Consider the following 19,831-nt stretch of genomic DNA (forward strand, 5'->3'; position numbering starts at 1 on the left):
AATGGAAATGAAAAATTTATATATTCTTGATTCAGACAAAACTACAATTGGTGTCCTATCTAATAGGATGCCTTTTTCTTTGCCTTTTTATGATGATTTACAGACATCTGACCTAGATGATTTTACAGATACACTGACAATGAAAATTCCATCTAATCATGGGGAAGCTGCTAAGATTGTTGCAGGGAATTTCATTTTATATCCTAGTTTAGAAGGTGGAAATAAGCTATATAAAATCATTGAGGCAAAGGAATCTACATCAGGTGGTCAGAACATTAAGGAGATTTACTGTGAGGTATCTGCTCAAGATGATTTGATTAAGGATGTTGTAAGACCAACAAAATTCATATCATCCACTGTTGAACAGGTTGCAGCGCATATTTTGACAGGCACACCTTTTGAGGTTGGAAGTGTTGAGAACTTAGGTGTACAGGATGTAGAAATCAATGATTATCCAACCAAGCTAGAGGCTCTTATTTCTACTGTTAAACAGTTTGGAGGAGAGTTCCAGTTTGAATATGTGACTACAGGCACAACTATTACAGCGCAGAGAGTCAACATTTCTAAGCAGGTTGGGAGTGTAACAGGAAAGCCTTTCATGAGAGGTAAGGACTTGGTTGGTGTTGAGAGGATTGAGGACAGGAGCAGTCTTGTAACAGCCTTGATTGGCGTTGGTAAGACATCTGAATCAGGCACACCTCTTACATTCAAAGATGCTCAAGGCGTTACACAGGGCATTCCTGAGGGTTACAAGATTATTGGTGATTATGTCACTTCCATTGTAGCGCAGGAGAATTACAGTACAAACAACCTGCCTATTTTTGGTGTCTACAAAGATGACCAAGCAACCTCACCTCAAGAGCTATTTGAAAACACTTTGAAGGCTTTGCAGGGTAATGACAGACCAAAGATGACCTACTCAACATCTGTTGTATTACTTGAGAGAGTAGCAGGTTATGAACATGAAAGAGTTTCTCTTGGTGATACAATTCTTGTACAGGATAAAACTGTTCAGCCTGAACTATACCTACAAGCTAGGGTAAGGAAACTGTCTAGGAGCTTAACCAATCCTACAAAGGATGCAGTTGAATTTGGTGATTATATTCCTGTTGTTCCTCCAATCAATACAAGAATCAATGAAATTCAGAATAGAATCTCTGAAAAAGAATTGACATGGGATAATGCAAAAGAAATTCCATCCATGAAAGATGAGATTAGTAAGCTACCTACAAGAGATGAACTGTTTTCCTCTCAGGCTCAAAGGATGAAAGTCAGATACTTGAGGGATTACATTAATGGTTCTGATGTAAACAATTCAAATGAATGGTCTGAGATTCAGGTATTTAAAGAAGGAAACAACATTGCTAAAGGTATTGTTCCAACTGGATCAAGCACTCTGACCAATCCTGAATATCTTACTGATGGTAAAGCTGATTCCACCCTTTCTGTAAAGGCAGGGAGTGGGCTGCAATATGTTCAGTTAGATTTGGGAGAGCTTGTTGAGAATATTGAGTATATCAAAGTTTGGCATAATTTTGATGGTGGTAGGACTTATAACAGTCATTTTGTTGATGTTTCAGAGGATGGTGTTCAGTGGGTTAGGTTGTTTAACTCTACAAAACATGGTAGCCATAAAGAGACAGCTACAGGTTTTATTGTTCCAGTCAATAGTTCTGCAATTATTTCAACCCAAGAAAAGCAGGTTACTCAGGTTGTAACAGCGTTTGAGGATTTGGATAATTTTAAACAATCAGTAGAGGTTAAGCTAGATCAGAAAGTACCTTTAACTACATTTAATAATGCTGTGACCACCATCAATTCCTCTATTACAGATAAGGCTGACCTTGTGTATGTAAGTGGAGAGTTGAAAAACAAGGCTAATACTACAGAGGTTTACTCTAAGACTGAGGTAGATAACGCTGTAAATAGTAGAGTAGCTACCACTAAATATAACACTGATGAAACAGGCAGGGTGCAAAGGTTTCAATCTGCTGAATCAAGAATCAAACAGGTTGAGGATGAAATAACCTTATCTTTAAGTGGGACATCTTATGACAAACTGTCTAGTATGTTGAAAGACAATAACACAAAGATCACCGCAACTGCTGAGGCTGTACAGAGTGCTGTTAGTGCAACTGAGGTAAAGGATATTGCTAGGAGAACAGGTGCTGATGTTGTAAAGGCTAGATATGTGAGGTTATTGCTGAATGGAAACAGTGTCAATGTAACCAATCATGTTGTTGAATTAAGGGTCATGCAATCAGGAGTTAATCTTGCTAAAGGAATAACACCCACTTTCTCAATAACACCAACTAATCCAATTGTTATGACTGATGATATATTCAATACAACATCACCATTTACAACTATAGGAACTAGGTCTCAATGGGTTCAACTTGATTTAGGACAGGTGTATGACAATATTGATTATTTACATGTATATATGTATTGGTTAGATTCAAGGCAGTACAATTATGAGGCTCAGGTATCTGAGGATTCTGTTAACTGGATCAGCCTTTATGATTATAAGGTGAATGGTCTGTATAACTGTACAGATCAAGGTTTTATTATTTTAGTGAATGAACAGAAATCCCTCAATTCAATGAACTCATCTATCAAGCAGACTGCTGATTCTATTTCCACAAAAGTAGAGAAGAATGGAGTAATTTCAGCAATTAATCAATCACCTGAGTCAATCACACTTTCTGCAAAGAAAATTAATTTTGATGGTGCTGTGTTGGGTAGCTCTGCTACATTCAGTGGAATGGTCAAAGGTGCTGTTATTGAAACAAATAAGGTTGTTGACAACAAGATCAATAATGCTAGGTTTGATGGTGCGGAATTCAGGTTCATCAGATACAAAGCAGGTGTTACTAATCCTGACACATCCAAAGTAGATACATCTCAGATTGAAAGTTTCGCTAAGATTTACCAAGATGGTATAGGCTTTACTGATGGTAAGGTAGCTATGGGAATTGGTTTAGGTAACATTGTAAATGATGGGACTCTTAACCTCATGGCTGACAAGATTGTTATTAGTATTGCTCAGAATCTTGTTGTAAATAATGCTGTTCAGATGTGGAAGGGTCTTGAGGTGTGGGGTGATATAAAATCAGATTCCATCAGTAGTGCTATGAGTGCTCTTAAAGTTAAAAACACCCTTGATATGCAGAATAATGACATTACTAATATCAATCACTTGACCTTTAATGATCCTGGGAGTGCAGAGGGGATTGAGTGGTTGAATGGCAGTGGGTGGAAGATTGTTGAAGCTCCTTATAACATGGCAAATTCTAAAGGAGATTTGCAGTTTGCAATTAATAGTACACCTAAACTGTCTATAGAGGCAGGAACTGGGAGTGTATGGTCAACAGGATCATTTCATGGCAGGAGTACAGGAAACACTTACTACACTTCTGAGGGAACTACCATTGTAAGGTCTGATGCTAGTAACACAGGTAGTGGTATTTTTGTTGGTACTGATGGTAGCGCTAGGATTTGGTCAATGGATGTGTATGACAGAACTTACAGTAATGCGGCTAATATGTACATTACAAGTGCAGGTACATTTGGTAGGTCAACCTCAGCTAGTAAATACAAAATGGAAATCAAAGAGGTAGATACAGATGATCTAGCTCCTAAAATCTTAGAGCTGAACCCTAAGTCTTGGTTTGATAAAAATGCTACTGAAATGTATGCAGAGTATCTAACAGCTCAGAATAAAGGGGAGAAGATTAATCTTGATGTCATTGATCTTCCTTACCTTGAGAGGCATTATGGTCTAATTGCTGAGGACTTAGTTGAGGCAGGACTTGGAATGTATGTCATTTGGGGAGAGCCTGACAATGAAACAGGGGAAAGACAGGTTGAGGGTATTGAATATGATAGGCTTTGGACTATGCTAATCCCTCTTGTAAAAGAGCAGAGAAATCAGATTAATTCATTGGAAGATAGAATGTCAAAATTAGAGGCGGGGATTTAAACCCTGTCTCTTACTTATAAAATGGAGGTAAATAAAATGGAAATAAATGCTGAATTAGTAATTGCACAATATCAGGCAGAGGTTGCAAGGTTGACACATGAACTGTTTATGACAAAGGCATATTTACAGGAGTTACAGAATCAGGCAGCACAAGAAGAAAAATGCTCTGTGGCTGAGTAAGCACTTTAATATTGATTGTTTAGCTACAGATATATATAAGGGAGGGGCTACAGATTAACCATGCTGTACCTCTCCTTTTTTTCGCTTGCAATGGGAATATTTCATAATGAGGGGAGGGATTACTGTGGGTTACATGAATAATGTGTATGTTTATATTGTGGGCTTGGTTGGTTCTTTAGTTGAATTTATCTCAGGACATTATCAGAATGCTATCTTTATTCTGTGTGTAATGATGATCATTGATGTAGTGACAGGTCTTTTAAAAGGGGCAAAAAACAAAAGGTTAAAGTCAGCTATTATGCATATGGGGATTATTAAGAAAGCAGGTATGTTGCTTGCTATTGTATTTGCATCCTTACTTGATTTGCTTGTGAATAATGGTATGCCAGTTTTTAGGACATTGATGGTATGGCTTGCTATTGGTAATGAGGCTTTATCAATTATTGAAAACTTTGAATCATTAGGAGTTAGCATCCCTAAGCAGATCAAAGATAGATTATCTCAAGTTGTGGAAGCGAAAACACAGCTACAGGATGAGAAAGACAGGACTAAGAGTTGATTCTTAGTCTTTTTTGTTTTTCAAATAGAAGGAGGGAAATGAAATGAACCTTATTAAAGATTATGTGAAAGTAAATAAGTACACAAGACCAAAGATGAAACTGTTAGGTGTCAAAGGAATTGTTATCCATTGGACAGCCACTCCTAATGCCTCAGCAAAAAATGAAAGAAACTATTTCAATGGAACAGCAATTGCAGCGGAAAGATTTGCCTCTGCCCATATCTTTGTTGACAGAAAAGAAGCAAGGTTGATCATTCCATTAAATGAGGTTGCTTATCATGCCAATGACAAACCATCTAAAGTGGCAAAGCTGAAAGCTACAGCAGACTATTACAGGGGTGGCAATGCAAACCTTACCTCAATTGGTGTAGAAATGTGTGTTGAAAAAGATGGTACTATCCATTCTGAAACACTTGAAAACACAATTGCTGTTGTTGCTGATCTTTGCAAAAAATATGGACTTTCAGAAAGTGACATCTACAGACACTATGATGTTTCAGGAAAGAATTGCCCTGCTCCTTTTGTATCTGATCCTAAAAAGTTTGTAGCTTTTAAATCTGATGTGAAGAAAAAACTCTCTCCATCAGTCAAAAAAGAATCACCTGTTAAGACTGCTGCAAAACCAAAAGCATCAAAACAAAAGACAGTAACTGTAAAAGTGAGTGAGCTTTACACTTATAAATCTGCCAATTGGAATGACAAAGGACAGTCTGTAAAGAAGGGTGAGGCTTTCACAATTGCTAAGGAGATTACAGTAAGTGGAAGTAAAATGTATCAGTTGAAGTCAGGTTTATACATTACAGCTAATACAAAGTATGTCTCAGTTAAATAGATTCAAACAGTGGAGAGAGCAGAAATGCTCCTCCTCTTTTTTTATTTCTGTCAAGTATTTTCTGAAATATTCACAAAACTGTCATTGTAGGATGCTGTAATTTAAGTTTCATGAATAAAGTTACATGTCAAGTATTCTTTTCATTAATGCATAAACAGAATTAAATGTCAATAGTGTCTGAGAAGCATTTAAAGGTGTCATATTACAGGATGCTGTAATTCAGCTATAAAGACATACAGTATCCTGTTATCTCTTCTCTATGAGCTTTCTTTTGTTTTCCTATTGACTTTTAATTATTTGCATGAAACATATTGACAAACTCATACACATCATATCTGAATCCTTCTGTTTTGTTCCAGTTTATTACATCATATAAGATCCATCTTTATGCATTCTCTATACAAAATAATGAATAAATAACCAATTAATCATGATTCTCTTTTGTACAAATTTCTTGTATCAAATAGCAGTTATTGTACCAATTATTTGTACCTATCATTACTTATTATTAATCTCTTTTCTTTTATTTATTAAGTAATGTTATGTACCAACTTTTTGTATCAAAGCTAGGGCAGAGAAATTCTGCTCTTTTTATTTGAAATATGTCACAGTCCATTATGACTCTCTAATGACAGTATTGAAAACAGAATAAGGAGGAATTGTAATGACAGAGAAAAATCCCATCCTTTCTGTTGACTTCAAGAAAGAGTATGACAATTTGTCAGATGGAGTCAGGCAGAGTAATAGAGTTTGTGTTGATATGGGTTCTATCCAATCAGGATTAATAAAAGAGATTGGTGTTAGTAAATTTGGGTTACTACTTGCGATTGTTTCCTTTATGAATGATGAGGGCAAGGCATTCCCTTCCCAAAGGAAGCTAGGTGAGCTTACAGGACAATCAACCAACACAATTAACAAACTGATCAATGAGTTGTTAGAGACAGAGATTGATGGTCAGAGTCTTTTAAAGAGAGAGCTTGTTGGTAATGGTAGAAGAAAAAAGAGTATCTACTATATCAGTGGTGGTGCTGTTACAAATACTGACGCTGTAGATGAGACTGCAAAGGAAGCACATCAAGCTAAGAAAATGAATGCTAGAGACTTTGCCCATTTCTATGCAGATGCCTACAAGGAAACTTATGGTGAGGGTTATGTCATCAACTATCAGAGGGAATTGGCAATGATCAAGAATAAGCTCATCCCAAACTATGATGAAGAAACTTTAAAAGCTGTTATTGAAATTTCAATCAAACAGTATACCACTAGATGGGCAAATGCTAATTATCCCTTACCTACTATTTCTATGTTGTGCAGTTGGATAGCGAATCAGGCATATGCCATTTACAAGCAGGACAAAGATCAGACAAGCCATTTTGAGGAAGTCTTACAGAAGGCTCAGGCTCAAGATGATACAGATAAAGCACTTGACTTATTCAATGTTTAGGAGGAAACACAATGACTATTCAGCATACATGCTCTTTTGATAAATCTGCAAGAACCTGTGATTATACCTGTTTCGCCTGTACTTTCATGCATGGTCTAACAGAAGGTAAAGGAATGTGGACAACTCTTGGAGTGCCTAAGAAATACAGAGACTGTAGGTTCACAAACTTACCAATCAAAACAGATAACCCAAAGCCATACACGCTCATAGAGAAATATGTTGGTAACATCCTTGATTTTGTTCTTGAGAGAAACACAGGCTTATTCTTCTATTCAGTTCCTACTAAAGAGAATCCAATGGGAACAGGCACAGGAAAGACCACATCTGCTGTCACAATTCTGAATCACTTTCTAATTGAAAGATGTAGGGCATTTTTAAAAGGTGAAATGGAACTACAGGATAATCCTGCTCTATTTGTAAAAAGCACTGAGCTACAGAATACATTTAATGCAATGTTTAGAGGCAAGACAGAAATGAAAGAGACTGCATCAATCAGATACTACAATCTAAAAAATTCACTTAAAAAATGTGAGTTGGTTGTTTTTGATGACATTGCGACTAGAGGCAGTAGAATCTCAGAGGCATTTGAGGAAGAGCTTTATGAAATCTTAGATTCAAGGAATACAAATGGTTTGACAACTATCTTTACAAGTAATGTCAGTCTTGAGGAAATGAGCAAGAATGTTGGTGAAAGAATAACCTCAAGAATTGCAGGTATGACAGTGAAAGTAGGATTCACAGGAGCAGACAACAGAATTGATGCACTGTTGAAATAGGAGGCAATAAGATGAGCATGATAGAACAGCAGTTACTCTCAAAGGTACTTGAGGAACAGAACTTTCATATTTTAAATAAATTCAACATTAAAGAATCAGATTTTTACACCATTCCTGATGTATACAGTTTTGTAAGAGATTATTCTAAGGAACATGGTCATACACCTGATTATAGAACAGTAGTAGCAAACTATGAATCATTCAACTATATGCCTGAGGTTGCTGATAGTTTCGCCTATCTAGCAAAGGCTGTAAAGAATGATACAGCTAAAAGGGGAGCAGTTGAGTTATTACAGAAAGAAGCAGGAAAGAAATTCAGTGATATGCAAGGTACAGACTTTATCAATTGGCTTGCCTCAGAGGTAGCCATATTAAAGGATAGAACCTCTGCCTCAAGTTATCTAGGCGAAAACTATGCTGTCACAGGAGAGGAAAGATGGAACACCTATAATGAAAGTAAGGTTAACAGATCATTCAAATTCATTCCAACACCATATGAAAGCCTGACAAAGTGGCTAGGTGGTGGTTTTGAAATAGGTGATTATGTTCTAGTACAGGCTTACACAAACAGAGGTAAATCATGGATCGCATCTCATATTGGAACTACAGCATGGCTGAATGATTTTGGAGTCCTGCACTACTCTCCTGAGCTTTCATATGTACAGCAGTCTCAAAGGAATGATACTTTAATAGGTCATTTCAACAATGCAAAGCTGAAAGTTGGGGAGCTTGCAAATGAGGATGAGTACAAGGAGTATCTTGACAATTTCTCACCTGATGGAGAAGTACCATACATCATAAAGACTATGGAGCATCTGCCTCAGGGATTAAGCATTGATGTCATTGAAAGTGATTTAAATGAAAATCCTGAGATAAAAATGGTTATTATTGATGGATTCAACCTGATGACACATAAAGGTAAAAATGGTAACAGAGACAACATGTCAAACACTTCAAGACAGTTAAGACAGCTTTTTGCTAGATATGGTGTGGTGGGTGTCAATGTCCATCAGACTCCTACCTCAGCAGAAAAAGACAATCAGAATGATGATGAAACTGGATCAAGAATTGTAAAGCCTCCTGAGGTTCATCAGTATTCTGAAACAATTGCAGTTATTCAAGATGCCTGTACTGTTATCAGCTTTGATCAGTATGAGGGTGTAGGTAAGATCAAACTTGCTAAGGCAAGGACACCATATGTAGGCAGAGACTTGACATTACATTGCGACTTTAATCATGGATATATAAGGCAGGTCCAAGCCATTGACTATATCTAAGCGTATGCCTTGCAGGTTACAGATTCCTGACATTGCAGAAAAATGTAATTTAGAGAAAGAGCTGATGGGAAAGAGAATCATTCATAGAGACACTGGATTCATAGGAACTATTTTAAGAGCAATGATTCTTGATGAAGGTACAAGGTATACAGTTCATTTTGATCATCAACCTAAAAACCTCAGACAGATTGTATGGGGAGATGGGCTGATCATCATGGGAGAGGTGCAGTATTAATGGGTTATCACAGCGAAGGAAAAAAGGCTACAGGTGTTGGGCATTGTGATATTTGTTGGATGAGGATATTCAGGGATGAGCCACAAGTGATTATTGATGGAAAGCTACTGTGTGAGGATTGTGTTGAGGAGTTGGATGAGTAATGGCAGTTGTAATTGACAGACAGGAAATTGATGTTGATATTTCTGAGGAACTTGAGCCTTATATTGATATGTTCCCAAAGGCGAAACCAAGAGGGATAAAGTTGCAAAGCTGTTCACCATTCAGGGATGAGAAAACGCCATCCTTTGCTGTCAATCTTGAGGATGGAACTTGGATTGATTCAGGAGCATATGATGAGGATTGGAGAAAGGGGAATTTCATCAAGCTCCTTTCCTTCCTGATGGGTGTTACCTATGATGAGGCTAAAGAGTATTTATGGCAGAAATACAGAACAATTTATACTGATATGGACAATTGGGAATTAAAAGTAACTTTGGCTGCGGATGTTGGGTTTTACAGAATTGTCTCTGATGAGGAGCTGAAAGCAGTTGCCTTTAGGAATCCTTATCTATCAAACAGGGGGATAGTAGAGAAAGTACAAAGGGCTTTCAAAATAGGGTATGATGCAAAATCTCAGTCTGTTGTATTCGCTTGGCATGATTGGAAAGGGAATGTTATCAACCTCAAATACAGAAGCATCAGAGATAAAAGGTTTTGGTATTTGGAGGATGGACAGCCAATCAAACAGCATATCTATGGGATGCATTTTGTTCATAAGATGAACCTCAAGACTGTGTATGTGGTAGAGTCTGAGACAGATGCTCTGTATCTATGGAGTCATGGTATACCTGCCATTGCTTTAGGGTCAGCAAGCCTCAGTAAAGAGCAGGAAAAGCTCATATTAATGAGTCCTATAGAAAGCCTTGTGCTTGCCTTTGATAATGATAAAGCAGGGATTAGATGTATGGAAGATGTGAAAAAGAGGTTAATGGGTAAGGTAGACCTTTGGCACATGAAAATTCCTGTTAATTGTAAGGATGTAAATGATATACCAACAGATCAACTAATTGAGGCTACAGGACAGGTAGAGAGACTTCTGCCAAAATTCCTGTAAACCTCTTTTTTTCTAAAACCTATATACAGGATACTGTAATTTGTGTATACTCAAAAAGCAGTGGAATTACAGGATACTGTAATATCAGAATGCTGTAAATAAAGGATAAATCTCATGGGGGAAATTACATGGGGTTAGCTTATTGATGCCTTTTGTGTTACAGGATACTGTAATTACATAAAAGTGTAACAGTCTTTGCCTAGTTAATGGGGAGAGGTCAAGTCCTACCATCAGTGCGCCTATGGTATTACAGGATACTGTAATTACACAATACTGACATATTCATAAAACTTGGAGGAATTTAAAATGACAAATTCAATTATCAAACTTACAAACGCTGAGATCAATGCTTTAGTGATGGAGTACAAGGAAACACAGACAGATGCACAGTTCAATCTTATCTTTGATGCTGTTTCAGGCTTGGCAACAAAATTAGGTTACAAAGCATACAACAAGTACAAAGGTCTTGCAGAAAAATCAGGTCACACATCAGATGACTTTGTATCATCAGCTCTTATTGCTGTCCACAAAGCATCAAAGGTGTATGACATTGAAAAGGGTGCTGACTTTACATCATTGGTCAAGCAGTTGGTAGAGTGGACAATTCAGGATGAAATTATCAAGAAATCTCAGACTCTTTCTGCTCAATTCAACAGTGCTACTCTTTCATTGGACAAGCCTGTAAATGAATCTACAGATTTTCTTGAAGCAATTGAACATCAACATGCTACAGACATTGAGGAGGTATTCAATGCTGTCCTAGAAAGTTTTCAAGATGAGCAGAATCTTGGTGGAATCCTCACAGGTTTAGCAAATGATTTTGCATTTGAAAATAATTCTGATGATTCAATCATTATCAAAACTTGGGTTGCAACTATTTTAACTGTAGATAATGCTTCAAAGAAAATTGTAAACCAAGCAATTGAAACTTCCCTGCCTCAGCACAAAGCTGATGCAATAAGAAAGAAGAAATCAAGAGCTGTAAAAAGATTTAATGATTTTGCAGTAAATTCAGGCTATCCATCATTTGACCTGTCACAGTTTTAAGACAGGTTCTAATTATAGAAGTGAAAGAGGGGAGCTAGGTAGAAATACCAAAGCTCCTGAACTTTTAATATAAATGTAATACCCTAATTACTTTATCTTTAAACACTTAGATACACTATTAATACAGAAAACTGTAATTACATCATTCTGTAATTGGGTTGCATGGATAATATTACTACAAATACAATAATAAATAAAGAGAACGCCTGTTCTTTTTACTATTTAAACTCTTTTTAAAGTTAATTTACTATTTATATCCTAGTAGCTCAGTGGATAGAGCAACTGCCTCCTAAGCAGTAGGTCACAGGTTCAAGTCCTGTCTAGGATGCCATGTACAGGTAGCTCAGTTGGGAGAGCATTCACATTCATGCAGAAGGTCACAGGTTTGATTCCTGTAGGGTATAGCGAATACCTTTAGCTCAGTGACAGAGCATCTGATTTAATGGTGAAGGTCAGGGGTTCAAGTCCTCTCCTGTACTCATGTGAGCTTAGTGTAGTGGTAGCACAACAGTCTCCAAAACTGTTAGGAAAGGTTCAAGTCCTTTAGCTCATGCCATAAATTTTTATCCTGAAAAGGTATAGTTTGAATCTATTCTTTTTCTAGCTTAATTAAAAGACTACCTCTCAAAAATACAGCTTAATGTAGCTAACAGGGGGAAATGGTATGTCCGCAATTACAGCTAAAGGTAGAGAAGCTAAAGAAAATGCAAGTAGGAGCAGACCTGATATGAAAAAGGTACTGTTCAAACTGAAAGAGAATCAGACTCATGCGGTTAGGATTCTATCAGTTGATGACAATGTTGAATATGCGTCAACAGGTGATTTTAATCTAGGAATCTATACTCAGGCAATTAGTCAAGATTCACCACTGCTTGTAGCCCATAAATATGGTGGCGAAAAGTTCAAAAACCTGTATAAAAAAGCAAGGTACTGCTTTGTATTTGCTTCACTAGAAACAGGTGAATTAATGGCTTTACAAGTAAGTAAGAACCAAGCAAAAACAATCTTTTCATCTCTTGATGAATATGAGGATAACATTGCTGATATTGCTTTCAACTTAAAAAGGACAGGTTCTGATACATCAACTGTCTACTCTTTATCTCCAATTCTCAAGATGAAGCCTGAACAACAAGAGGCTTTTGACAAGTTCAATGATGTAGAGGTTGAGCTAGAGTTCTTTGAGTCTATCCTAGAGCCAAAGTCAGATGAGTTCCTTGCAAAACTGTTGAAAGAAGCAGGTTTTGACACTGAAAAATATCTACCTCATATCAAGATCAATGAGGATAGTGCTGATCAGAAAGAGGAAGAAGCTGATTCATCTGCTACAGCAATAGAAGAAGATGGAGCAACTGATGAGGATTTACTAGGACACATTTAATAAAGGGGAGCAGAAATGCTCCTCTATTTTTTTAATTTTAGGAGGGTAAGACCTATGAGAAAACTAATGACTGGAATTGCATTGGGGGTATCATTACTAACTACCTCTCCTGTATTTGCTCAAGAGGTTAAGAGTGGTGACACTTTAGGGGATATTGCTAGTGAGAATGGAATGACTTTGGATCATATTGTTTCCATGAATCCACAGATTAAGAACCCTAACCTTATTTTTGTAGGACAACAGGTCAATACAGTATTAACAAAGACAGAAAAGAAACACACAGTAAAGGAAAAGGCTGAATCAGTATCAGGTGTATCCTCTTATGAGATGGATTTACTTGCAAGGCTTGTAAGGGCTGAGGCTGAATCTGAACCATACTTAGGTAAGGTGGCAGTTGCTAAAGTTGTGTTGAACAGGGTGAATGATTCTGAGTTCCCAAACACTATCTCAGGTGTTATTAATCAAGGTGGTCAGTTCAGTCCTGTGTCAAATGGGATGATCAACAGACCTGCTGACTCTGAATCTATTAAGGCTGTAAATGATGCCCTAGCAGGTGAAGGAAGATCAGACAGTCTATATTTCTACAATCCAAACACTGCATCAAGCCATTGGTTAGATGGTAGACAGACTACTGCTGTAATTGGTAGTCATGTATTCAAAAAGTAGGGGGGTATCTCTTATGTATGATGAGGATAATTACTGTGGTTTATGTGGACAGTATTACTGTCCTTGCTGTGGCTGCGACTGTTGGGGATGGGATGAAGAAGATGAAGATTAGAGCTGAAAGGCTCTTTTCTTTTTTTATTTGTCACAATTCAAAATTTACTTCTAATGATAGTGATGAAATTATTTGAGGAGGTAGATAAAGTATGGCTTTGAGCATTGTAGATATTATCAAAGGCATCAGTAGTGGTCAGGTGAAAGATGGAGATACTTTCAGTAATGAAAGTGGTTTTAAAATGATATGGAAATCAGGTGTTCTCAGATGGGTTGTTGGTGGAGGGTATTTAGGTGCGCCAGTGAGTGTAACTGATGAACATATTCATAGTAAATTCACATTAATTGAAAGATCAAACCTTGTAGAAGTTGGCTTTGATGCGGCAATGTATATCCTTTCTAAGGAGAAAGATATTGAACTTAGACTAGCACACAGAACATACCAAATGAAATCTCTATATGATTTTGAGGATGTAATTGTAAGCAAGGAAAACTTAGCTGATGTTTATGAAAATGGGAAGTTCTACAAAGAAGAAGGAGACACGCAGCCTCCTGCTCAAAAGGTCAAACACAATGAAAAGCTGACTTATGAGGCTGCTTTCTCAATCCATCATGAATATCATGTGAACAAAAGTTCAGTTATGGAAATAGCTAAGAAATATGGAATTTCTGACAGAATGGTTTATTACATCTTAGATGGAACACACTGGCTTTCCGCTTATCAAGCCTTCCATACTGTAGAGGAGCAGGTTCATTGAGCTACTTAGGGCAGAAAGCTAACAGTAGAGTTAAATGGGAGATCAAGCCCATAACTAGGATCAAAGACAGTAAGAAGAAATACAGTAGGAAGAAAGATAAACAGATGATGAAAAAGGGGCTGAGTGAATGACTTTCTTTGTAGCAATTAACAAGGTTAATGGAAGGTATTTCTCAAGCTATGAGGGGCAGGTATTTTTCAAAAGACTGTACAATCTTAAAGCATCTATTAGGAGATGGGAAGGTCACTTAGTTGACACCTATGATTTTTATACCCTTACAGAAGAGGATGTAAATAATTTAGTAACCAAAATTGAGAGCTGATATGCTCTCTTTTTTTATGTCTAAAGCTATATAACACATGATGTCACACAATGTCAAGACTTTTCTAATTATAGATATGTATAAATATTTTAGGGGGATGAGTATGGCTAATTTTAGTAAAAAGGGAGCAAGGAAGCTGAGGGCAGAGACTTTGGGTAAAGACAGAAATACTCAAGGTGAAAAGATGGCAAGACAGTTGGTTGACCAATTCAATCAGTTGCACAACTTGGATAGGATTAAAAGTATCAAGGAAGTTGAGGAATTGCTGTTAAAACAGCATCAACATGAAATCAGCCTGATTGATTCAGAGCCAACATATCCAACTGATATACCCAAATTCAACCCATCAGGAGCAAGTAAATGCAACCTAGAGTTGTACAAGAAAGTTACAGGTGTTGAGCCTCATGAAGATGATGTGTATGCCTATCACAGAAGGTGGACAAGGAATGCAACAGCAGTACATGGAGCTATTCAGAAAGACCTCCTGCTGTGTGAGCAAGTGCTACCTGATCCAAAATTCACAGTAGTTAGAACATCAGAGGGTTTACCTGCATGGGAACAGAGCATCTTGTCATGGAAAGAGTTTAACCATAAAGGGCAGAGGTTCATTATCAATGGCATGATGGATGGATTGTTGGAGTACAAGTCACCTGATGGCACTAAAACAATTGGCTTTGAGTTTAAGACTAAGAGCAATACCATTGGTCAAGTTGGTCACTACAAAATGAAAGCTCCTACTGAGTCCCATCAATTGCAGTGTGTAGCATACTCCCTACTGTTTGGGGTTGATGAATTTATCATCTTCTATGAGAGTTTAGCTAAAGATGGATGGTTCAAAAGAGGAGAGGCAAAGCCTGACATGAGGTCATTTCATCTACATGTAACTGAGGAAATGAGGCAGGAATTACTAGATAAATTTGCTTATGTTACTGCATGTGCAGCCATTGGGGAAGAACCAAGAGAGGAACTAGAAAAGTGCATTTTCTGTCCTTTCAAATATGATTGTACAAGCTATCAGCATGATCAAGAGTTGAAAAAGGTATCTCAGAATGGATAGGGGCAAGGTTATCCTTGCTCTTGATCTTTCCCTCACATCTACAGGCTATGCAGTGGGTGTTGTGTTAGGTGGAGAAATCAAGTTAATTGAGGTAGGAAGTATAAATAACAAAAGGTATGCAAAGAGGTCACAGGCATTCAGACTCCATCAAATTGCAACTAAGTTAAAAGAGTTATACAGGAAGTATGAATTTGACTACATCATTAAAGAAAGAGGCTTTGTGAATGCTAGGGCAATGGCTACTCAAGCACTCTTTAAGGTTGCGGGTGTGGCTGATCTAATTAGTTTTGCTTTTGGTCATGAGATCAAGGCAGAACTTTCACCTTCTACTATTAAAAAGCTAGTCACAGGAGATGGCAGAGCAGACAAAGAAAAAGTACAGAAAGCAGTAGAGGCATTTCTAGGAAATGATGTAAATGGATTAAATCTCATTGAGTTTATTAATGATGATGAGTCAGATGCTGTGGCTTGCTTAATTGCATACTGTGTACAAGAGAAACTAATTGAGGCAGTGGCTTAGGTCACTCCTCTTTTTTTATGCCTAACCAGTCACAATATTCTATTTCTGTCTAATTATAGCTATGAATCTACTACTTTCATGGAGCTGATTAGATGGAACAGAAAAAGTATATAAGCATTAAGAGGATGGGTCACAGTGATACAAGAGGCATGTTTCAACAAGGGGATTTTATTATCATTACTGAGAAAATTGATTGTAGTAATGCCTCATTTTCATTGGATGAAAAAGGTGCGCTACAGGCATTCAGTAGAAATGTTCAGTTAGACGAACAAAATAATCTGAATGGTTTTTATCAGTGGGTACATGAGAACATTAATCCTAATGATCTAGCCTCAGAATATATCTATTTTGGGGAATGGCTAGGTACTCCTCATAAGGTGCATTATCCGCAGCATGAGAAACAGTTCTTCTTGTTTGATGTATGGGATAAAGTTGAGAAAGAATATATTACTTTTTGGGAAGTTAAGTGGGAAGCTAAACATCTTCAAGTGAACATAGTTCCTGTGTTTTATGGTGGAGAGTTTATCAGCTATGAACATATTGAGTCCTTTGTGGGTTTGACAGCATTAGGTGGGAAGATTGGTGAGATTGAATCAGGTGAGGGAATTGTAGTCAAGAACTACAGAAATCAAGGGTTTGCAAAGTTGGTATGTGAGGCTTTCAGGGAGGTTCATGGTGGAGCTAAGGAATACAAGAAACCTACTGAACTTGGGGCAGAGGCTGTCTTTGTCAGTAGAACTGTAACACCTGCTAGAGTGTTGAAAACCTATTTCAAGCTGATTGATGAACAGGTGTTACCTAATAATTTGGAGCTAGAGGATATGGGCATGATCCTGAAAGAGCTAGTTCCTGCTGTACAAGCTGACATCCTCAAGGAAGAAAGAGAGTTACTGCCTGAGTTCTATGATGAAAAAGCTGTCAGGAAATCAGTGTCAAAAAGAGTACCACAGTATATCAAGGAACATCTCTTAGGGAGGGCTTAACAGCCTTCTTTTTTTTGCACCTGTCACAGTTTTTTAGTTCCTTCTAATGATAGTAATGAAATTAAAGGAGGATGATGTATATGAAAGAAGTTACTTTGACAAAAGAGCAAGCAGGGGCAATGGAAGCTATTAAGGAATTTGTAAATGAAGGAGGCTACCATCCTATCTATGAAAGTAAGGCTTCTGTAATTACTACCAAGCTAGACAAAACATATTCCTTTGCAGGAAAGAGAGCGGCTGCAAACACCATTTCTAATGAAGATTTTATTATTGCTCTCTTAGAAGGATACACAGTTGAGAAAGATGCTGATGACCTTGTAAAAGAAAAATATGAGCAAGCAGATAATGGGGAATTACAGGATGTTTCCCCTAGTGTAGTTGGCAGATGCATTTACAATGATGGCTTTAGGCATGGAATGGAATTTGTACTGAAAACAAAAGATATTTCTATCAGAGGAATCAATTTAGATTAACAGTAAGGCAGGGCTTAGATGCTCTGCTTTTTTCTTTTTGTCTGTCACAGTTCCTGATTACCTTCTAATCATAGAGGTGAAAAGAGAGGAGCTGATACACATGCCTACATTAAAGGCAAAGCTAGTTTTAAATGTGGGGGGTATGTTTGCCAGTAAATCAACAGCTTTGATTGCTCAAGGCAAAAGACATTTACTAGCAGGACATAAAGTTTTATTCATTAAGCCTGACATTGACAACAGATATTCTGATGAGGAAATCACCACTCATGATGGTCAAAAGGTGCTTTCTACTAAAATATCAAGTGACTGTCTACTGAACAAAGCTGAACATGATTCATTGTTTGATGCAGATGTAATTCTGATTGATGAGGTTCAATTCTTTGATAAGAGCATTGTAAGGTTACTGAAATTCCTCTTAGGATCAGGAAAGGTCATCTACTGTTCAGGATTGGACATGGATTATAGGGGAGAGCCATTTGATGTAACTATGTACCTCATGGGAATTGCTGATGAGGTAAACAAGTTGAAAGCTGTGTGTTCTGATTGTGGGGATGATAGCTATGTCACAGTAAAGACCTCAGGTTCTAATAATAGAGTTGAGATTGGAAGTAAGGACATGTATCAGCCTGTATGTAGGGGCTGTTATAAAAAATTACAGGAGGTAGGACAATGAGCAAACACATGACACAAGCAAGCCAAAAGGTAGAGAAAGCAGTTGGAGTTTTCGCTAATGCTGTGCAGGAAGTAGAAAGTGCACAAAAGATTCTTTCTGAGGGGATCAAGCAGGACAGCATGAAAATCACAATGCTGAAAAACAAAATCACTAGCATTCAAGAAAGCATTGAGAAGGTTGAGGCACATAGGCAAGCTAAGGGAGATCAGATGAAAGCGAATGAGGATTTACTTGCAAGCCTTATGCAGTTTACCAAATAAAACAGGTTGGTGAGGGAGGAAAATGGCAGTGATTGTTGTTGGAGGAATGATTGGCTTAGGCAAGAGCAGTGTTTCAAAGTTGTTAGGGGATTCGCTTGATAGTGAGGTATTTTATGAGTCTGTACAGGACAATCCAATTTTGCCACTGTTTTACACAGCCTCAGATGAGGAGATTCAGCAGAAAAGATACCCTTTCTTATTACAACTGTATTTCTTAGATACAAGATTTAAGTCTATCAAACAGGCTTTAAGTGATAACAGGAATGTACTGGACAGATCAATCTATGAAGATTGGTACTTTGCCAAGATCAATAAGGATTTAGGCAGAATCTCAGACCTTGAATTTTCAGTATATGAAAGTTTACTAGGCAACATGATGGAGGAACTGGGTGAGCTACCAAAGAAAGCTCCTGACTTGATGGTTTACCTCAAAGCCTCATTTGATACTGTCATGTACAGAATTGGTCTGAGAGGCAGAGAATTTGAACAGGATGAGGGTTTGGTTGAGTATTACAGAACCTTGCATGAGAGCTATGATGCGTGGCTGTTTAACCACTATAAAGCCTCTGAGGTACTTGTTATTGATATGGATACAGTAGATGTGGTTAACAATCCTGAGGATGCTCAAGTAGTAGTGGATCAGGTAAAAACAAAACTTAATGAAATGGGGATTAAATAATATGACAGCATTATCATTTTTCAACTTATTACAGTTAATTGGTGGATTCATTCTAGCAGTGGGTTATATTCCACAGATCATCAAAATCATCAAAACAAAATCAGTAAAAGACTTTAGTATGTTGTATCTTGGTGGCATCTTTACAGGCATTGTATTCATGGAGATTTACGCAGTGTATATGTTCTTTGTTGTTGGTACAGCAGGAGCGTTCTTCCTGACAAATACAGTCTCAACTATTCTATCAGGTATTGAGTTTGGACTTGTCCTTTACTATGTGTCTAAAAGCAAGAAAGGGTTGAAATAATGACTAACTCTACTAAAAGAAAACTAATTACTCTAATGGCTGTCCATAATTGGGTGGCTGAGAATGATGAGAAAATCCTTTCAAAAACAGAAATAGAAGCCATTAAAAATTTACAAGCTATTGAATTTGCAGGAGTTTCTCTTGAGGAATTTGCAATGTTGTCAGAAGATGAGCAGGAAAAGGTGAACAAAGAATTTGCAGCCAACCTGTCAGATGTTTCCAATGCTATCATTTCAGAGCTAGTGGTTGAGCTTTTAGCAGAAAAAGCGTGAAACATTT

Annotated in this window: 23 protein-coding genes and 3 tRNA genes; all 26 read left to right on the top strand. The window is 37.4% G+C overall.

Annotation, left to right across the window (positions count from 1 at the left end; all coding sequences use genetic code 11):
- Position 1: 1 nt before the first annotated feature.
- The 26 genes from ACQKEZ_RS04540 (at position 2) to ACQKEZ_RS04665 (ending at position 19,824) form a co-directional block, all read left to right on the top strand.
- Entirely contained in the window at positions 2 to 3,982 is a 3,981-nt protein-coding gene (locus ACQKEZ_RS04540) for a phage tail spike protein (protein ID WP_427299090.1), read from the top strand.
- A gap of 36 nt (positions 3,983 to 4,018) precedes the next feature.
- Positions 4,019 to 4,162, top strand: coding sequence for a hypothetical protein (locus tag ACQKEZ_RS04545; RefSeq protein WP_427299091.1), 144 nt, complete (start codon positions 4,019 to 4,021; stop codon positions 4,160 to 4,162).
- 133 nt (positions 4,163 to 4,295) lie between these two features.
- Positions 4,296 to 4,721: a phage holin family protein gene (locus ACQKEZ_RS04550; RefSeq protein WP_427299332.1), complete on the top strand. Its 426-nt coding sequence runs from the start codon at positions 4,296 to 4,298 to the stop codon at positions 4,719 to 4,721.
- A 43-nt stretch (positions 4,722 to 4,764) separates the two neighbouring features.
- A complete protein-coding gene (locus ACQKEZ_RS04555; protein ID WP_427299092.1) occupies positions 4,765 to 5,553 on the top strand; it encodes an N-acetylmuramoyl-L-alanine amidase in 789 nt (262 codons plus the stop codon).
- A gap of 664 nt (positions 5,554 to 6,217) precedes the next feature.
- Positions 6,218 to 6,997 carry a helix-turn-helix domain-containing protein gene (locus tag ACQKEZ_RS04560; protein WP_427299093.1) on the top strand — a complete coding sequence of 260 codons (780 nt, stop codon included), beginning with the start codon at positions 6,218 to 6,220 and terminating at the stop codon, positions 6,995 to 6,997.
- Positions 6,998 to 7,008: 11 nt separating this feature from the next.
- Complete coding sequence (locus ACQKEZ_RS04565) at positions 7,009 to 7,773, top strand: DNA replication protein (RefSeq protein WP_427299094.1); 765 nt, start codon at positions 7,009 to 7,011, stop codon at positions 7,771 to 7,773.
- An 11-nt stretch (positions 7,774 to 7,784) separates the two neighbouring features.
- Entirely contained in the window at positions 7,785 to 9,050 is a 1,266-nt protein-coding gene (locus tag ACQKEZ_RS04570; protein ID WP_427299095.1) for a DnaB-like helicase C-terminal domain-containing protein, read from the top strand.
- Complete coding sequence (locus tag ACQKEZ_RS04575; protein ID WP_427299096.1) at positions 9,037 to 9,285, top strand: hypothetical protein; 249 nt, start codon at positions 9,037 to 9,039, stop codon at positions 9,283 to 9,285. The genes ACQKEZ_RS04570 and ACQKEZ_RS04575 overlap by 14 nt, the downstream gene beginning before the upstream one ends.
- Positions 9,285 to 9,428, top strand: coding sequence for a hypothetical protein (locus ACQKEZ_RS04580; protein ID WP_427299097.1), 144 nt, complete (start codon positions 9,285 to 9,287; stop codon positions 9,426 to 9,428). The genes ACQKEZ_RS04575 and ACQKEZ_RS04580 overlap by 1 nt, the downstream gene beginning before the upstream one ends.
- A complete protein-coding gene (locus ACQKEZ_RS04585; RefSeq protein WP_427299098.1) occupies positions 9,428 to 10,381 on the top strand; it encodes a toprim domain-containing protein in 954 nt (317 codons plus the stop codon). Before ACQKEZ_RS04580 ends, ACQKEZ_RS04585 begins: the two co-directional genes overlap by 1 nt.
- 306 nt (positions 10,382 to 10,687) lie before the next feature.
- Positions 10,688 to 11,428: a sigma factor gene (locus tag ACQKEZ_RS04590; RefSeq protein WP_427299099.1), complete on the top strand. Its 741-nt coding sequence runs from the start codon at positions 10,688 to 10,690 to the stop codon at positions 11,426 to 11,428.
- A 255-nt stretch (positions 11,429 to 11,683) separates the two neighbouring features.
- A tRNA-Arg gene (locus ACQKEZ_RS04595) sits at positions 11,684 to 11,759 on the top strand.
- Between the two features lie 9 nt (positions 11,760 to 11,768).
- Positions 11,769 to 11,829, top strand: a tRNA-OTHER gene (locus tag ACQKEZ_RS04600).
- Between the two features lie 81 nt (positions 11,830 to 11,910).
- Positions 11,911 to 11,984: transfer RNA gene (locus ACQKEZ_RS04605), tRNA-Trp, on the top strand.
- A 108-nt stretch (positions 11,985 to 12,092) separates the two neighbouring features.
- Complete coding sequence (locus ACQKEZ_RS04610) at positions 12,093 to 12,806, top strand: hypothetical protein (RefSeq protein ID WP_427299100.1); 714 nt, start codon at positions 12,093 to 12,095, stop codon at positions 12,804 to 12,806.
- Between the two features lie 54 nt (positions 12,807 to 12,860).
- Positions 12,861 to 13,472, top strand: a complete 612-nt coding sequence (locus ACQKEZ_RS04615) for a cell wall hydrolase (protein WP_427299101.1) — start codon at positions 12,861 to 12,863, stop codon at positions 13,470 to 13,472.
- Between the two features lie 203 nt (positions 13,473 to 13,675).
- A complete protein-coding gene (locus ACQKEZ_RS04620) occupies positions 13,676 to 14,281 on the top strand; it encodes a hypothetical protein (protein WP_427299102.1) in 606 nt (201 codons plus the stop codon).
- Positions 14,282 to 14,706: 425 nt separating this feature from the next.
- Positions 14,707 to 15,660, top strand: a complete 954-nt coding sequence (locus ACQKEZ_RS04625; protein WP_427299103.1) for a hypothetical protein — start codon at positions 14,707 to 14,709, stop codon at positions 15,658 to 15,660.
- Positions 15,653 to 16,180 (top strand): crossover junction endodeoxyribonuclease RuvC, encoded by a 528-nt coding sequence (locus ACQKEZ_RS04630; protein ID WP_427299104.1) that lies wholly within the window; start codon positions 15,653 to 15,655, stop codon positions 16,178 to 16,180. Before ACQKEZ_RS04625 ends, ACQKEZ_RS04630 begins: the two co-directional genes overlap by 8 nt.
- Positions 16,181 to 16,272: 92 nt before the next feature.
- Positions 16,273 to 17,163, top strand: a complete 891-nt coding sequence (locus tag ACQKEZ_RS04635) for an RNA ligase family protein (RefSeq protein WP_427299105.1) — start codon at positions 16,273 to 16,275, stop codon at positions 17,161 to 17,163.
- 80 nt (positions 17,164 to 17,243) lie between these two features.
- Positions 17,244 to 17,636, top strand: coding sequence for a hypothetical protein (locus ACQKEZ_RS04640; protein WP_427299106.1), 393 nt, complete (start codon positions 17,244 to 17,246; stop codon positions 17,634 to 17,636).
- Between the two features lie 100 nt (positions 17,637 to 17,736).
- Positions 17,737 to 18,309, top strand: a complete 573-nt coding sequence (locus ACQKEZ_RS04645) for a thymidine kinase (protein WP_427299107.1) — start codon at positions 17,737 to 17,739, stop codon at positions 18,307 to 18,309.
- The gene (locus ACQKEZ_RS04650) at positions 18,306 to 18,569 is read left to right on the top strand and encodes a hypothetical protein (protein ID WP_427299108.1); all 264 of its coding nucleotides are present in this window, start codon (positions 18,306 to 18,308) and stop codon (positions 18,567 to 18,569) included. Before ACQKEZ_RS04645 ends, ACQKEZ_RS04650 begins: the two co-directional genes overlap by 4 nt.
- A gap of 22 nt (positions 18,570 to 18,591) precedes the next feature.
- Complete coding sequence (locus tag ACQKEZ_RS04655; RefSeq protein ID WP_427299109.1) at positions 18,592 to 19,248, top strand: deoxynucleoside kinase; 657 nt, start codon at positions 18,592 to 18,594, stop codon at positions 19,246 to 19,248.
- Position 19,249: 1 nt separating this feature from the next.
- Positions 19,250 to 19,552: a PQ-loop domain-containing transporter gene (locus ACQKEZ_RS04660; RefSeq protein WP_427299110.1), complete on the top strand. Its 303-nt coding sequence runs from the start codon at positions 19,250 to 19,252 to the stop codon at positions 19,550 to 19,552.
- Positions 19,552 to 19,824 carry a hypothetical protein gene (locus ACQKEZ_RS04665; protein ID WP_427299111.1) on the top strand — a complete coding sequence of 91 codons (273 nt, stop codon included), beginning with the start codon at positions 19,552 to 19,554 and terminating at the stop codon, positions 19,822 to 19,824. Before ACQKEZ_RS04660 ends, ACQKEZ_RS04665 begins: the two co-directional genes overlap by 1 nt.
- Positions 19,825 to 19,831 lie beyond the last annotated feature (7 nt).

The organism is Bacillus sp. NPDC077027, assembly GCF_050269555.1.
Taxonomy (GTDB): Bacteria; Bacillota; Bacilli; order Bacillales; family Bacillaceae; genus Bacillus.